General features: G+C 43.5%; 9 protein-coding genes and 5 pseudogenes. 1 reads left to right on the plus strand and 13 read right to left on the minus strand.

What is annotated here, in order from left to right; all coding sequences use genetic code 11:
• The 11 genes and pseudogenes from I8U17_RS16895 to I8U17_RS16940 all read right to left on the minus strand — a co-directional run.
• Positions 1–667, minus strand: a 667-nt coding sequence (locus tag I8U17_RS16895; RefSeq protein ID WP_198059872.1) for a hypothetical protein, incomplete at its 3' end; no start/stop codon positions are given.
• A gap of 701 nt (positions 668–1368) precedes the next feature.
• Positions 1369–1770: pseudogene (locus I8U17_RS16900) on the minus strand (aminoacyl--tRNA ligase-related protein); the annotation flags it as partial.
• Between the two features lie 215 nt (positions 1771–1985).
• A pseudogene (locus I8U17_RS16905) lies at positions 1986–2075 on the minus strand (helix-turn-helix domain-containing protein); the annotation flags it as partial.
• 362 nt (positions 2076–2437) lie between these two features.
• Complete coding sequence (lpdA, locus tag I8U17_RS16910; protein ID WP_198059873.1) at positions 2438–3817, minus strand: dihydrolipoyl dehydrogenase; 1380 nt, start codon at positions 3815–3817, stop codon at positions 2438–2440.
• Between the two features lie 15 nt (positions 3818–3832).
• Positions 3833–5107, minus strand: a complete 1275-nt coding sequence (locus I8U17_RS16915) for a dihydrolipoamide acetyltransferase family protein (RefSeq protein WP_198059874.1) — start codon at positions 5105–5107, stop codon at positions 3833–3835.
• A 58-nt stretch (positions 5108–5165) separates the two neighbouring features.
• Positions 5166–6209 carry an alpha-ketoacid dehydrogenase subunit beta gene (locus I8U17_RS16920; protein ID WP_198059875.1) on the minus strand — a complete coding sequence of 348 codons (1044 nt, stop codon included), beginning with the start codon at positions 6207–6209 and terminating at the stop codon, positions 5166–5168.
• A gap of 17 nt (positions 6210–6226) precedes the next feature.
• Positions 6227–7222, minus strand: coding sequence for a thiamine pyrophosphate-dependent dehydrogenase E1 component subunit alpha (locus I8U17_RS16925; protein ID WP_198059876.1), 996 nt, complete (start codon positions 7220–7222; stop codon positions 6227–6229).
• Positions 7182–7892, minus strand: a complete 711-nt coding sequence (lipB, locus tag I8U17_RS16930) for a lipoyl(octanoyl) transferase LipB (protein WP_198059877.1) — start codon at positions 7890–7892, stop codon at positions 7182–7184. Before lipB ends, I8U17_RS16925 begins: the two co-directional genes overlap by 41 nt.
• 187 nt (positions 7893–8079) lie before the next feature.
• Positions 8080–9939 carry a sigma-54-dependent Fis family transcriptional regulator gene (locus I8U17_RS16935; RefSeq protein ID WP_198059878.1) on the minus strand — a complete coding sequence of 620 codons (1860 nt, stop codon included), beginning with the start codon at positions 9937–9939 and terminating at the stop codon, positions 8080–8082.
• 990 nt (positions 9940–10929) lie between these two features.
• A pseudogene (locus I8U17_RS18925) lies at positions 10930–11016 on the minus strand (helix-turn-helix transcriptional regulator); the annotation flags it as partial.
• Positions 11017–11384: 368 nt separating this feature from the next.
• Positions 11385–12733, minus strand: a pseudogene (locus tag I8U17_RS16940) (IS1182 family transposase); the annotation flags it as partial.
• A 217-nt stretch (positions 12734–12950) separates the two neighbouring features.
• Between I8U17_RS16940 and I8U17_RS16950 the strand changes: the two are divergent.
• Positions 12951–14092 (plus strand): annotated as a pseudogene (locus I8U17_RS16950) (IS3 family transposase).
• A 65-nt stretch (positions 14093–14157) separates the two neighbouring features.
• On the opposite strand, the gene I8U17_RS16955 reads toward I8U17_RS16950, so the two are convergent.
• Positions 14158–14601, minus strand: a complete 444-nt coding sequence (locus tag I8U17_RS16955) for a hypothetical protein (protein ID WP_198059879.1) — start codon at positions 14599–14601, stop codon at positions 14158–14160.
• Positions 14591–16192 carry a hypothetical protein gene (locus I8U17_RS16960; protein WP_198059880.1) on the minus strand — a complete coding sequence of 534 codons (1602 nt, stop codon included), beginning with the start codon at positions 16190–16192 and terminating at the stop codon, positions 14591–14593. The genes I8U17_RS16955 and I8U17_RS16960 overlap by 11 nt, the downstream gene beginning before the upstream one ends.
• Positions 16193–16314 lie beyond the last annotated feature (122 nt).

A 16314-nucleotide genomic window follows, 5' to 3' on the forward strand; every position in this document is an offset into this window, starting at 1 on the left:
CTTTCCATTGACCTCCACGCTTACCGTTTGAGGGTAACAATGGAGCAATCTTTTCCCAAGCTTCATCCGTAATTTCGTATCGCCGTCTCATCATAGATGTCCCCTTACGAAATATTATGTTAATTTTCATTTTATCATGGAATCTTAGAATATTCACCGGACACGCCCTAATAATAAAAGACAAGGCCACACCGGCCAGAATCTCTTCCCCCAAAGGCGGGACCAAACATAACGCGATCCCTACGATTACAACGGCTGTAAAAGCTACATATTCTTTGTATTTTACAATCCAGTCCCAAGCTGAAGATAACCCATCTACAACGACTTTTGTCATCTGATCACAGACATTACAAATCCAGTCCCATGCTTCGGAACAGACTTCCTTTGTTTTATTCCAAGCGCTAGAGACGGTTTCCTTCGTCGAATTCCATGCACTCTTCAAAGGTTTAGTCAGCCAATCCCAAGTTCCATGCTCTTTTTGGGGCTCCTGAGACAATGACGGTTCTTTCTCCGGTGCCGGGCCTTTTTGGACCTTTTCAAAGTGGTCATTCACTTGAGGAACATTAAAGCTACCCCCACTGGCTTGAACTTGACCGCTACCCAAAATGCCTACCCCAACAAAGGTTAAGAGAACGATGATCATGAATCGATAAAAATACTTATTCATATCCACCGTTACGGAAAATTCATGGTCCACTCTCCGTAACGGATTCACCCCTCTCTACCAGAAATGATTTGATATAGGAGCAAAAAAGACAGACTCGACCTTGAGTCAACTCTGTCCGGAAGGAATGTTTAAAACGTAAACACAGCTTTCTTTGAACAAGAACTCTTGGCTATGTACGATTTGTTGGCTTTGTTCACGTTTGCATGAAACTTTTGCTACCAAATTTCATCAGGATTGATTAGAATCCCGTGGCATCTTCAAACTCCTTTCCAATCAACTGATTGATATACTTCAAAATTATACGGAAATGTCCATTTCATTTTGTCATATGACTTGTTTTATTTTTGTATAAATAGGTAATATTTATGATCCAAAAAGAAGGACCATCAAGTAGTGCTCTCGTCCATCAAGATCCGCATAATAATCTGCTAATTGTTTAAGGGCCGTTAACCTCAAACCTTTACATAGATCAATGTATTTAGGCCCCGAGAATTCATAAGTGACACGATTCAGTACAACCATTCTGGGATGTGAAAAGAATGTTTGAAGACCATCTTTCATTTCCAAAGTCAAATCAATTATTTTCCCTACTGTTAACCCATCCTTCCTCATCATAAAATAAAAATTCATCCTCACCAAAACCGCAACTGATATCTTAAGGTTCATTTGCTGTAAAGGTAAGGATGATTATTTCACTGAGTTTATTCATTGTCCAGTTCAAATATTTCAGCACCATCAAGATAAGGACGTAGTGCTTTGGGGATATAGATTGATCCATCTGCTTGTTGATGATTTTCAAGAAGCGGGATTAGGATTCGTGGTGACGCAACCGCAGTATTGTTTAATGTGTAACAGAATTTTGATCTTCCGTTTTCGTCTTTATATTTAATTCCTGAGCGCCGAGCCTGAAAATCATAAAACGATGAACACGAGTGTGTCTCGCTATATTTCTTCCTGCTCTGCATCCATGTCTCAATATCATGCTTTTTAACCTGGCCTTGTCCCATATCGCCAGTGCAAACTTCTACTACTCGGTAAAGCAGTTCCAATAGCTTAAGAATCTCTTCGGCATTAGAAAGCAACTCATAATGAATTTGCTCAGATACGGCTGGATCTGCCGGAGCTGATTGCATTTATTGAAGAACATTGGTACTCCTTCTATTTCTCGCAAAAAATACAGGCTTTAAACTACTCTCACTATCCCCATCATAAATCTGCTTTTTTATCTGACTTAGGGAAAAGGGGCCCGCATTCCCCTTTCCCCAAATGATCCATAAAACAAAAACCCTGCTACTTCCTTGCAGCAGGGTAACTCTTCTCAGATCTTGAGCTCGCCCAATCTTACCAACTCCACCACGGCTTGGGACCGTCCTTTCACATTCAACTTTTGCATGACATTACTGATGCGTACCTTTTGCAAACTTTGGGACGGGATTTTATTGCGAATGGTGTCTCAGACAATGGGTTATAAGATCCTTATTTATTGGGTTCCCACTTTTCTCTCAAATATCGGACTGGAACAAACTCCGTTAACCAAACCCCATTGGCCGATTGGAGAAAACGTATACCCATCGCGATGCATCTCTCTGGCTAGATCCTGCAGTATTATTGGGGACCAATGTCTCTCAAATAAGTCCCAAGCCAGCTAATGAAAGAGAGCCGGCATCATGTGCATCTGTCAGGAGATCCCGTTACCGTCCGCGCCTTTTTGAGCCAGAAAGTTCAATGTTCCAGATACCCCCGACGTGAAATTAGCTTTATAGTTATATGTTACATATGGACAGCCTGACCGATGGCACTGAGTACAGCTTCATGGACGGCTTCGGAGAGAGTGGGATGGGCGGCGATGAAATCTTCCATTGCATCAACAGTCATTTCAGCGTGAAGCATCATCGTTCCTTCTCCAATTAATTCTGTGGCATGTGGCCCAACAATAGAAAGACCGATAATTTCTTGGAATTCCGGATTAACCATCACTTTCACTTTGCCAATTTGCTCATTGTGAATCAATGCTTTTCCATTCGCTGAAAAAAGAAACTCTCCGATAAGGATATCCCCGTATTCAGCTCTTGCTTCTTTTTCTGTCAACCCGACTGCGGCAATCTCCGGCCATGTGTAAATACAGCGTGGGATCACACGATAGTTGATCGTTTTCTTCTTTCCGCATGCGTTTACTGCGGCCACCATACCTTCATGAAAAGCCACATGTGCCAGTTGAACACCGCCGATCACATCACCACAGGCGTATATGTGTGACACATTTGTTTGCAACTGTTTATTGACTTCGACTCCCCTGCTCGTATAACGAACACCGGCCCGTTCCAGTCCCAACTCTGTTACTCGCGGTTTCCTTCCAATAGATACCAGAACAAGATCAGCCGCAATCTCTTCCACCTGTCCTTCTTTCTGCAAGGTTACCCTCTTTGTTTCACGATCCAATTGTTTGACTGTTGCCACGGTGTGTATGACGACACCTTCTGTTTGCAATTGTTTTTTCAAAAGGGCCGCCGTATCCGTATCCTCCTGTGGAAGGATTTGACCGGCCGCTTCTATGATCGTTACCTTACTGCCTAACCGGCTGAATATACTGGCAAATTCACACCCGATTACACCTCCGCCGATAATGAGAAGGGATGAAGGAATCTCTGATAATTTGAGAGCTTGTTTGCTGTGGATGATCCATTGGCCGTCAAAAGGAGCAAAGGGCAACGCGATTGGTTCTGAGCCTGTCGCGATTATGATTCGATCGGCCGAAATTTCTTCTTTCCCTTCAGCAGTTTCCACTTGTAGGTTTTGATCGTTTAAAAAAGCGGCTTTTCCCCTCACTACCCGGATTTGATTTTTTTTCATCAAATATCTGATCCCCATGACCAATTTTTTTACAACTTTGTTTTTATACTGTTGCACCCGTTTCCAGTTCAGATATACTTGATCTGAAGGTACCTCGATACCGAAATGATCCGCATGTTTCACCCTGTCGTACACGTTTACACTTTCCAGTAATGACTTTGTCGGCATACAACCTTCATTTAAACACGTCCCCCCCAGTTCCGCCTCTTCAATAAGAATGACTTGTTTACCTAATCGGGCCGCCGTTATAGCGGCCACATAGCCGGATGGTCCCCCACCGATAACTGCAATAGTACTCATGGCTTACCCTCCCTTCTAAAACAACAGACTATAAGGTTGTTCGAGATAATGTTTTACAGTTGCAAGAAACTGGGCTGCTGGGGCTCCATCAAGGACACGATGGTCAAATGTTAAACTTAACGGCAATAATCTGCGGCGTTGCAAAGATTCTCCAATATATACAGGTACATCTTGAACTGCACCGACACCGAGAATCCCTGCTTCCGGTGGATTGAGTATGGGAGTGAACACCTCTACTCCATAGGCGCCCAGATTGGTAATAGTAAACGTCGATCCTTTCATTTCTTCTGCATTTAATTGACTACTGCGTGCACGCCTTCCAAGGGATTTGATCTCTTTAGCCAGTTCGATAAGAGAAAGGCGTTCGGCATGACGGATCACAGGAACCACCAACCCTTTCTCAAGGGCGACAGCAATTCCCAAATGCACATATGGATAAGTATAGATGCTGTCATCGATCCAAGAGCTGTTCATTTGTTTATGCTTCTGCAGGGCGAGTACAACGGTTCGGGCAATAAAATCGGTGATGGTCAGTTTCAGTTCGTAACGGGTGTACACTTCTTCTTCCATATGTTTTTGTAACAGAAGCAAATCACTTACATCTGCGGTCATGGTCATGGAAAGCTGAGCACTCTGCTGCAAGCTTTCAAACATGCGCGTAGCAATCACTTTTCTCATTCCGCTGACAACCTTGCGCTCTGCAGAAATGTGATTCTCCTCCATTTCTCGTGCAAGATCTGCCACAGCACTTTCATTCTCAGGTAACAAGGGTTGTCTCTGAATGGACGTTGGGGAAATGCTCGCCTTGTCGGCGATTGCTTTTTCTACATCTTCCTTTGTAATACGTCCCTGCGGGCCTGTACCGACCAATGTTTGAATATCCAGACCGGCCGACTCTGCCATTTTACGGGCAATAGGTGTGATTTTTATTTTACTAGTCTTAACCGGTGGCACCGAGTTTGAAACCAATTGAGCCGATTCAGCAACTGCCGTCACTTCTTCCTTAGCAGTTAAAGAAGGTTGACTCTTCTCTTCCATTTCTACTTTTTCTCCCGGCGCGCCTATGTAGCCAATCACTGTTCCGACCGGAACGACTTCCCCGTTTGGAACAGTGATATCCAGCAGGATTCCGTCAGCGGATGCTTCCACTTCCAGTTCGATTTTTTCTGAGCTGATGATAACGACGACATCCCCTTTTTGTACCGGGTCCCCCATATCTTTTTTCCATTCGACAACTGTTCCTTCATTCATTCCCATTCCAAGTTTCGGCATAATCACTTCACTGGCCATCTTCGGTCCCTCCTTTTTTAAAAAAGAGGTGAAGAACTTGCCTCACCTCTTATCCTCTTCATCGATCTGAAACTGCGAGTATGTTTTCATCACCGATCAATTTAGAAACCGTTTGTATAACTTTCTTCGGTGTTGGCAAATAGAGTTCTTCTAGAGCAGGAGAAAATGGTACGGGTGTGTGCGGTGCGGTAATTCTTTTAATAGGGGCATCCAACAGATCAAACCCCTTGTCCGCAACAAGGGCGACAATATCTGTAGCTACACTGCAACGAGGGTTGGCTTCATCGATGACGATCAGACGATTCGTTTTTTCCACAGAAGCGAGAATGGTCTCTTCATCCAACGGAGAGAGGCTACGGGGATCAACCACCTCAATTTCAATCCCCTGTTTCGCAAGGATTTCTGCCGCTTGGAGAGCCGTGTGCACCTGTTTGCCGATAGCAACAATCGTAAGATCGGAACCTTCCCGTTTGATATCCGCTTTTCCCAATGGAATGATATAATGCCCTTCAGGCACCTCACCTTTTATGTTGTAAAGGGTTTTGTCTTCAAAGAATACAACCGGATCGTTATCAGCGATGGATGAAAGGAGCAGTCCCTTGGCATCCGCAGGTGTGGAAGGAACCACCACTTTCAATCCCGGGATATGCGTGAAAAGCGCATACAGACTTTGCGAATGTTGTGCGGCTGCACGAAATCCTGCGCCATGCATGGTACGAATCGTTAAGGGAACCTGTGCTTTCCCGCCAAACATGTAACGTAATTTGGCACACTGATTCATGATTTGGTCGAGACAGGAACCAACAAAATCGTTAAACATCAACTCGGCAATCGGTCGCAGCCCAGTCGCTGCCGCCCCCACGGCCGCACCAATAAAAGCAGCTTCGCTGATTGGCGTGTCCAGAACACGATTACGTCCGAATTCCTGTACCAACCCTTTAGTAACTCCCAATACGCCTCCCCACGCTTCATCATCCTGCAGATGATCAACCTGCGCTCCTCCGGCCACGTCCTCCCCCAGCAAAATCACGTTTTCATCCTCTCGCATCGCCAGTCTCATAGCTTCATTAATAGCATCGGAAAAACTAATTTTTCTGCTCATGTTCTACACCTCCAACATTATTTGTAAGAGACATAAACATCCGTTAAGAGATCATCTGCAGACGGATAAGGACTTTCTTCTGCGAATTGCACAGCTTCTGAAATCGCTTTCTCAACATCGTGATCTATGCGTTCAAGCTCCTGTTCGGTTAACAGATTGTTTGACAAAATATAATGGCGAAAGATTTGGATGGAGTCTCTCTCATACAGATTTGTTTGCTTCTCCTCTTCATTTTTGTACTTTTGCGCGTCTCCCTCAAAATGACCGTAATTGCGGTAGGTTTTACATTCGATCAACGTGGGGCCTTCTCCGTTTCGCGCTCTAATGATCGCTTCTTGCGCCGCCTTATATACAGCTATTACATCTTTTCCGTCCACAATCACACCGGGAATGTTATAACCAGCCGCCCGCTGGGCGATATCGGTACAACTGGATGCATAATCGAATGGAGTAGCCTCCGCATAACCGTTGTTTTCTGCGACAAAGATGACCGGCAATTTCCAAATGGCTGCCAAGTTGATCCCTTCATGGAAAGTTCCTTGGTTATTAGCTCCATCTCCAAAGAAACAAACAGATACTGCATTTGTCCCCTTCAACTTCGCCGTCAATGCAGAACCGCATGCAAGAGGAAATCCTCCGCCTACAATCCCATTGGCACCAAGCATTCCTTTTTCCAGATCAGCAATATGCATAGAGCCTCCTTTCCCTTTGCACAGTCCCGTGACTTTTCCGTATATTTCCGCCATCATGCCGTTTAGATCGCATTCTTTGGCAATACAATGACCATGTCCACGGTGAGTACTTGTAATGCTATCTTTTTCATTCAAATGGGCGCATACCCCAACAGCCACCGCCTCCTCGCCCGCGTACAAGTGAACAAAACCAGGCAAAATACCGCGGGCAAACAGTTCATGAACACGGTCTTCAAACTTGCGGATTTCCACCATTTTTTGATACATCCAAATCGCTTGATCACGCGATAATTCCTTTTTTTGCCCCTTGGTCATATTCATGATCGTCTCCCCCTATCGTTGGTTGATGATGCCGAACTTGACAGGTGACTTGCAGGTTTCGTTCGAATGCTGTAACCAGCTGTTGTTGAACCATCGACATATCCGGTGCATATCCTAACTCTTTGGCAAGTGAAGTGACACCAAACTGAGCCAATCCACAAGGGATAATATTCTGAAAGTGAGTGAGATTCGGCTGTACATTCAATGCCAGACCGTGAAACGTTACCCCCCGGCTAACCCCGATACCGATGGCACAGATTTTACGGTCTTGAATCCAAACTCCCGGATATCCTTCTTTCCGCTGTCCTTCTATGTTGTAAAAGGATAAGACATCACACACCATTTGTTCCAAAAGACGCACAAACCCGATCGGTGTGAGTTCGGCCTCCCGAAGATGGATCATAGGATAGGCCACCAGTTGGCCCGGACCATGATATGTGATATCCCCGCCGCGATTGCAACGATAAATCCCGAACCCTTGTTGCTTCAGTTCATCCGGTGGGTATAACAGATGCTCCCATTTTTGGTTGGAACCCATCGTATAGGTTGGTGGATGTTCAAGCAAGAAAAGAGAATCTTCGATTTCACCTTTCTTACGCTTTTCCACGAATTCTTTTTGCCAGCGAAGAGCTGTCTCATAGTCCACCTCCTGGCATATATAAACCTGCAAACCTTTCACCTCCTTGCACTTATTCATCATGCAAATCCGATGCCAATTCGATTTATTTTAATTCTCCTGTTTTTTCGCGAGATTTTCTGTGTAAGATCAGTTTCACGTTAAGACGAGATGAGACATCTGTCTCATTCTGTCTCACTTTGTTAAAACAAAAAAACCATGTCACCTGAGATGACATGGTTTATAACTGGTACTTTTGCAGTCTGCGGTAAAATGTACTACGCGGAATGTTTAGCAATTTGGCTGCCAAAGAAGCGTTTCCGCCCGTTTTTTGTAGGGCCTGAATGATTTCCTGCTTCTGTAATTCTTCGCGGAAGGTAAGAGGTTTCTCTTGTTTAACGCAACTTGGACCCCTTGATATAATATTCTTTCTATGAACGAATAGATGCTCTACAAGAGAAGGATCCGGTGTATTTCCTCCTGAAAGGATGCGCAGCCGTTCCAAAACATTAAAAAGTTCACGGATATTTCCTGGCCAATCATATTCGACTATTTTCTCCATGATCACTCCTGGTATTTCCACATTCCAGTGATTCTTCCTGCAATAATAACGGATCAGGTAGGGGATGTCTTCTTTCCGTTCCCGTAAGGCAGGAACATGGATAGGAAAAACATAAAGACGGTAAAAAAGATCTTCACGAAAGGTTCCTTCTTGTACCATTTGGCGAAGATCGCGATGAGTGGCGGTAATCACACGGATATTTAGAGGAATCTCTTTCTTTCCGCCAATAGGTGTAACCTCCCTCTCCTGCAAGACGCGTAACAATGCAACCTGCATCGCAGGGGAAATCTCGCCGATTTCATCGAGAAAAATGGTTCCGTGATTAGCCTGTTCAAATTTCCCTTGGTGACCTTGACGGCGCGCTCCGGTAAACGCACCTTCTACATAACCGAACAATTCACTTTCCATCAGGTCACGGGGAATCGCCCCGCAGTTAACAGCAATAAAGGGTCCGTTTTTATATGCGCTGTTTTGATGGATCGCACGGGCAATCCACTCTTTTCCTGTTCCACTTTCCCCATAAATATGAACATTCGCCTCTGTACAGGCGACTCGTTCCATATCCCGTAATGTCCGTTGAAACGCTTCACTTGTTCCTGTTTCTCCCGGAAAAAAGAAAGAGACAGAAGCTTCTTTTATTTCCTTTGTATACGGGAGTATTTTCTGCTTTGTATATATCAGGTGAATGCAAAAGCCGATGTGTCCACCGTGACGATAGGAGTATAAAGGGGTACATCTCCGTTCCATGTATCCAAATTCCTTTAGATCCTTGACTTGCATCATCTCCCATTGTGGAACCTCGGTTCGCACATTCTGGCTGGCACAAACAATCCGTTTCTTGCGGTTACAAATCACTACGGGAATATTCGTATGCAGCAAATCGAAGGACTGCTGAATCAGTTCCAAACGGTCATTTTGTTTACGAATTTCCCATTCGCGTTCGATTGCGTATGCAGTCGAAACAACTGCACCGAGTGTAAGGGGATGATGGTATTGAACGGGACTGGATACATTGATCACTCCCAATATGGTCCCTTCATCATTACAAATAGGAGCGGCAGAGCAAGTCCATTGCTGAGAAGCCAGGGAGTAATGCTCAGAACCGACCACCGTTATAGGCTCCTTTATAATCAACGAGGTTCCGATTGCATTGGTCCCTACTTCCTCTTCAGTCCATTTTACGCCCTCGATAAAGTTGATTCTTTGTGCCAAGCGCAGCACTTCTTTATCTCCCTTTATGGTTAGTACATATCCTTGCGGATCAATCAATAAAACAATGGAATGAGAGCCTTTGATATACTTGAGTAATTTATCTACATAGGGAATGGCAATGTCAAGAAGTAATGCGTTTTCTTTCTTTCGGCGCTGAAACGGTTCATTGGTCAGAACTTGCTTCCCCTCACCCGAGTGCGGATTGACACCCTCTTTTTTACAACGTAACCACGATTCTGAGATGCGTTTTTGTAATCGTGAAGCGTCCAATACACCCTCTTGCACAAACCGTTTCCATACGCGTTGTGAAACGGTACCAAATGTCATTATGTACCTGCTCCTTTCTTAATTAGGTACATCACTATGAGGGAGGAAAAATATGAGGGTTACATTGAGTAAAAAACGTTTAAAATTTGATAACTAAATAACATCGTTTGACACATGTACCAAAGCGGAAAAGGTTCAGATAATGTACGAGACGGTTAATTCTATTCTCCTTGAACTTATGTTTTTTGCCATTTTAGTTTAATAAAGTAAGCGGTTTCATTTTCTAGAATTTTTCTCATCACAGATCATTGAATTACTTTAGAAAGTGAGTGCTTGAAGCCCGGACTTAAAGCTCTCTAGTCATCGTAGATTATATACAATGCTGTTATCCGAAATATCTAAATAATTAAATTAAATAGTCCAATTGTTCCGAATTGAGTGGTTACTCTTATAGAATTACGAAATCAACCTATATTGCTGCAGCCTTGAGTAAATATATCCAATAATATTTTATCCAGAAAATTATTGATGGTAAAGGGCAAATCGGCTCTCAAAAGCGTACCCGAAACCGTTTATAGCCGTATACAGGCGAATATCTTGGGTAACGATATATTGTCAAAACTTTGTAATAGTACCTCACAAAAGCATTGAAATCTTCTCCGCTCCGAATCTTTCTGGGTTATAAGCACACAAGGCGGTTCTCAACACCTCTACGACATATTTTGGGAGAAACAACTCATGTTTGTAGATATTAAAATATCTGTTTGTTGCCCTATTTCCACTATTAGTGCCTTATAGCGCTCCATTTTAAAACACGACAGTTTACTGTGTAAGGTTCTCCAAATTAATAGAATCAAAGAGGAAATCGGTATGAAGCGTCGCAGATGGACCCCAGAGGAAAAAATGATTATTGTCTTAGTTGGGTTCACAGCCACCCCCCTATTACCGTGGACTTGTGCAAAGTCGGGAAAAAGGGGCTCGCATTCCCCTTTCCTCAAATGATCCATACAACAAAAACCCTGCTACTTCCTTGCAGCAGGGTCATTCATCTCAAATCTTGAGCTCGCCCAATCTTACCAACTCCACCACCGCCTGAGAACGGCCTTTGACTGCCAATTTCTGCATGACGCTACTGATGCGTACCTTTTGCAAACTTTGGGACTAGAGTTTAATTTACTTCTTCTTGATTCATAGGATTGGAAAAGATGAAACATACCAGCGATGCTAAGAATTAAGTTGAGTTTTTCGAAACTATTACGATTTAAATGATACAGAGACAGTGTAATGCTACCCTCGTAATGCGACAAAATCAAGCAATTTGAGTGGAGAGTTCTCTAGAATAAGCTTCCATAGGGGTCAAGTATCCGAGTGCAGGATGCACTCGTGAGCTTGATGACAACCCCCAAGCTTTTTTCGTAAGAAAAGGGCTTGGGGGTTGTATATTTCAGGGAAATAAACAGATTAAGGAAAATAAATTTATCGATCAACCAGATCAGAAAGCTTTTTCCTCTCTTCGAGAGGAGCAAGGCTAATTTTTTGATGTTTTGGGTAACGGCAGTTAGGAGGCATTGCTCCCTAACTTTGGCAAGCCCCCTGAAGCGTGCGTAACGAAGACCATGAAGTTCCTTTGCGTCAGCAAAGCTGCGCTCAATGGTTTCGCCACGTCGTTTGTATAGTTGTTTTCCTCTTTCACTTAAACGGTTTTTTCGAACCCACTCCTTGGCGTTTTCCCACACATGTCGAGTCACGACCTTTTGATGGGTTTTGGAGCGAGTACAACGGGAAAGGAACGGACAGTTCTGGCACACATTTGGGTTTGACTTGTATTCGCGGTATCCTGAGCGATTTGTGGTCGAATAGCGGAGTTCATGCTTGGCGGGGCAAAGATATACATCTTTTTCAGGTATGTACTTAAATTGCCATTTATGAAAAAGGCCTTTCTTCGGTCGGAAACGTCGATGAGCAATCACTGTAAAAATGTTCCGTTTCATCAGTTCCTGACAGATGGGCATAGTGAGATATCCGGCGTCTAATGCGACTTCCTCGACGAGGAAGTCGAACCGGTTAATTTGTCGATCCAAACGTTCCAAGTACGGGATAGAGTCATGAACGTTTCCAGGTGTAACGAAAACATCCGTAATGAAATTGTATTTTCCATCTACTGTCCGGTGATCCAGGTAAAAGAAGCCCTCCGGTTTTCCGTCACGAACCATGTACCCGCTGTCCGGATCGGTTTTGCTGATCCGGATTTCTTTTTCTTCCAATTTTACTTGTTTTTTTTAAACGGATCTTTTCCGTGCTGAATCCGGTCTTCGTCGATGGCTTTCTCCAGCTCTTCCATGTAGCTTTTTGGGGTAACCGTCACCTTTTGTTTCTTGAACTTACTTTTACTGGCGTTCGCTTTTAAGAAGGTGGAATCGCTGAACAATTGTTTTCCTTCAATAAATCCATGTTGAATCGCTTGAATGACGATTTCATCGAAGATCTCTTGGTAAATTTGAGACTGTTGAAAACGCCGGCGGCGGTTTTGGCTGAAAGTGGAGTGGTGAGGAACTGGATCTGTCAGGGAAAGCCCTACAAACCAGCGATAAGCGATATTTACCTTAATTTCCTCAATCAAGCGTCTTTCAGAGCGAATGCCAAACAGATACCCGATGAGCAACATTTTGAACAACATGACAGGATCAATGCAAGGGCGACCGTTGTCTTTGCAATACAACGGCCGACATTTATCGGCGATAAACGAAAAGTCAATCGTTTCATTGATTTTTCTTAGCAAATGATCTTGAGGGACAAGGTCCTCTATGTTGACCGTTTCGTGTTGAAATTCTCTGGATGCGTTGGTTCTGAACATAGGAAACCTTCCTTCGGAATGTTTTCCATTCCAATTCGACAGAAAAAGGCTGTTGACCTTCTTTTGTCAACAGCCTCCCGAGTGCAGAATGCACTCGTTCATAGTTGTAAAAACAGATATATCGATCAAGAGAAGCTTTTGCTTCTTCTAACGAACGGTATTCATTGGGCCATATAAAAAAGGTCAGAAATTTGTTAATTATACACCTGAATTCAAAATGAAAGCAGTTCGACTCTATCTGGAGGAAGGGCTAAGCTATCAAGCGGTTGCGAATCAATTGGGGGTTCCTTCAGACACTCAGATCAAACAATGGGTGAAGAAATACAGAAATGGGAAATCTTTGGAAGATCAGCGTCAGAGAGGATTACGCAAGCCAGCTTGGCGAACTGGCCGCCCGAAGACGAAGTTTGCAAGTATCGAAGAAGAGCTGGCCTATCTGAAAGCGGAGGTAGAGTACTTAAAAAAGCGATATCCCTATCTTCACGGAAAGAGGTGATTGCGAAGAAGACTTGATTCGAAATTATTGAGTCATTACATAGGAAATATCGGCTGTCATGGCTGCTAGAGATTGCCGAGGTATCTCGAGCAGGCTTCTACAAGTGGCGTAAGGCTCGTGAGCGTGCCTATGGGCACGCTCAACAGGAACACGTCTTAAAAGAGCATATCATGACCATTCATCGTCTCCGTCCCTACTATGGCTATTTACGGATGACAGTGGCTCTTCGAAAGGAAGGTTTCCATATTAATCACAAACGCGTCTATCGTTTGATGAAGGAATTGGGAATCCGTTCTGTCATCCGTAAAAAGAGACGATTCTACGGAAAGCAGGCATCCATTGTGTACCCAAACCGGCTGAACCGAAAGTTCAGCGCTACTGCGCTGAATGAAAAATGGGTGACGGACATTACATATTTGCCTTTCAACGGTGGCTTTGTCTACCTTTCTGTAATTCAAGATTTATACAACAACGAAATTCTTGCTTATCATGTTTCCGAGCGTAATAATCTTTCCTTGGTCCTTAACACACTGGAGAAGGCTTGCAAAAACAGAGACGTAACAGGTCCCCTGATTCGTTCTGATCAAGGATACCAGTACACGTCTAAACAGTACCAGATGAAACTCGAACAATTGGGAATGATCGGAAGTCATTCACGTAAAGGAAGCTGCTTAGATAATGCCTGTATCGAATCGTTTTTTTCGCATCTCAAGTCTGAAATATCGTTTGTTTATGCACCGAAAACACTCAATGAGCTTCTTCGAATTCTTGACCAATACATCACATTCTACAACCATGAACGTTCCCAAAAACGATTAGGCGATCGCTCCCCTGTCGAATACCGGGAAGCGATCGCCGCATAAACAATAGGCTTTATTTACATAGTCTACTTCACAAGGTCAAGTCCAGTGGAAATCGGCTTTTTTTATTAGTGTTGACTTATCCGTTTAAGTTTTTTTTGGAATAGATTATAAATATAATCACCTTTCCTACGATCCACACTTGCTGTTACTTCTGTTAATGGACAAATTACCGGAACTTTTCCATTCGGTACAATAATTACTGGCAGTTCATAAAACACATTATCTGGATCATCCAAATAAAGCTTCCACTTGCCATTTAAATTTCTTCGATATACTTCTCCAACATATCGAGCCAGTGAGTCTAACAAAGACTTTTCACTTTCTTTCAATATATCCCCTACTGTAGCATAATTTTCTAAAATCCAGCCTTCAATCCTCAACAATGATTCTGGGCTAAAATCAAGTTCTAATTCCTTTGGCATTTTTTCAATAAACCGATCAAGTATATCTCCCATTTCCATTAGCCAATATTGAAACAAGTCATTTTTTGCTTCGTGATCATTTACCATCTGAAATGCTACCGCCTTTCCCAATAAACTTAAATTTAATTCCAGCCTTTTTTAGTGCCTCTTTAAGAGGCTCACTTGCATCCGCATTTTCAAACACCCAAGTAATATCCCAACCTTCCTCATGGACTAAGTACTCATCCCTTTGTATCTCCCATTTTATCTCTTCTGAAAGATAGAAATAACCCTTTCCATCTGAAACGGCTCTAGTCTTATGTTCAATTCCTTTTTTTAATGCTTTATCAGCAATATCTAAACGTCTAAGATGCCCATCAGCCATAACTGTAACTTCTCTTTGACCCCAGCCCAGTTTTTTATGGAACTCATCCATCGCCTTATTCGCATTTTTTGCTCGATTCATATTTAAATCATAGACTTTGCTCCAACGCTCATAATCCCAATCTCCACCGGACTCCTTATATTCCTTCCAACGTTGGGCTTTATGTTCAACTGTGCCAGCAACTAATTTTTTCGAGGTATCAGCACCACCGCCGCCCGTTCCTTCTTTATCCGGTGAATATAAACATTTAATTTCAAAAGAATTTGTAGCTATTGCGAAGTAGCCCGGCGATTGATTGTACGCGAAGCAATTATCCAAATTCTTGACGATCGGAATCTTGGCCAACAGCGGTTTGATTGATGCTGTGGCTTTATCGATCACTGGTTGGGCAAAACTGACAACCCCTACCATTCCTGCTCCGAATAAACCGGCGAAAAACGCCATTTTCCAATTAATCTTTCGACCGTGCAACAGGTCATCGGCAATGCTTGTTCCCGCACCCTCTACCGAACCGATAAACCCCGCTTTGGAGAAAATCTTTTGAAATGGACCAGGCAGTTTACTGATCAACTTGCCTCCGTATCTAACGAGGGGGCCAAAAACTCGAGATTCTGCTACTCCTGTCAGCAGTTTCCTTCCGATCCCACTCGCCAAGCCTCGGGAAACCCCTACAGCGATGCCATCTCCAATCGGGCCAAGCAATCCACCGATCGCCGCATCCATGAAGGTGTTTTTATCAATTTTCCCACCGTTCATCAAAACACTCATGATAAAAGACAAAGCAACACCGGCGAGAATCTCTTCCCCCAAAGGCGGGACCAAACATAACGCGATCCCTACGATTACAACGGCTGTAAAAGCTACATATTCTTTGTATTTTACAATCCAATCCCAAGCGGATGACAACCCATCTACAACGACTTTCGTGATCTGGTCGCAGACCTTACAAATCCAGTCCCATGCTTTGGAACAGAACTCCTTTGTTTTATTCCAGGCGCTGGAGACGGTTTCCTTCGTCCACTTCCATGCATGAGAGACTGGCTTGGTAAGCCAATCCCAAGTTCCATGCTCTTTTTGGGGCGTCTGAGACAATGACGATTCTTTCTCCGGCGCCGGGCCTTGTTTCACCTTTTCAAAGTGGTCATTCACTTGAGGAACGTTAAAGCTGCCCCCACTGGCATAAACTTGACTGCTACCCAAAATGTCTATGCCAACAAATGCAAAGAGAAAAACGATGATGAAGAGTTGGAAAACTTTACAGTTAAGTCCGTATAATTGTGTAAAAATGGCAGCTGCGAAAAATAATTGAGCCATGGTGAAATTCCTCGGTTAGAATAGCAGTTGGCAAACATTCCCAAACAAGGAGGGTTTCACAATGGCTCAATACCAGATTACCGTAGATTCAGAGATTTTGCATCACCTGTTTTTGAAAGATT

It is taken from the genome of Thermoactinomyces sp. CICC 10521, from assembly GCF_016055135.1.
In the GTDB taxonomy this organism is placed as follows: Bacteria; Bacillota; Bacilli; order Thermoactinomycetales; family Thermoactinomycetaceae; genus Thermoactinomyces_A; species Thermoactinomyces_A daqus.

Coding starts and splice junctions, on each gene's coding strand:
- I8U17_RS16960 (WP_198059880.1), bottom strand. CDS start 16,192: ATGGCTCAATTATTTTTCGCAGCTGCCATTTTTACACAATTATACGGA.
- I8U17_RS16955 (WP_198059879.1), bottom strand. CDS start 14,601: ATGGTAAATGATCACGAAGCAAAAAATGACTTGTTTCAATATTGGCTA.
- lpdA (WP_198059873.1), bottom strand. CDS start 3,817: ATGAGTACTATTGCAGTTATCGGTGGGGGACCATCCGGCTATGTGGCC.
- I8U17_RS16920 (WP_198059875.1), bottom strand. CDS start 6,209: ATGAGCAGAAAAATTAGTTTTTCCGATGCTATTAATGAAGCTATGAGA.
- I8U17_RS16915 (WP_198059874.1), bottom strand. CDS start 5,107: ATGGCCAGTGAAGTGATTATGCCGAAACTTGGAATGGGAATGAATGAA.
- I8U17_RS16935 (WP_198059878.1), bottom strand. CDS start 9,939: ATGACATTTGGTACCGTTTCACAACGCGTATGGAAACGGTTTGTGCAA.
- I8U17_RS16925 (WP_198059876.1), bottom strand. CDS start 7,222: ATGAATATGACCAAGGGGCAAAAAAAGGAATTATCGCGTGATCAAGCG.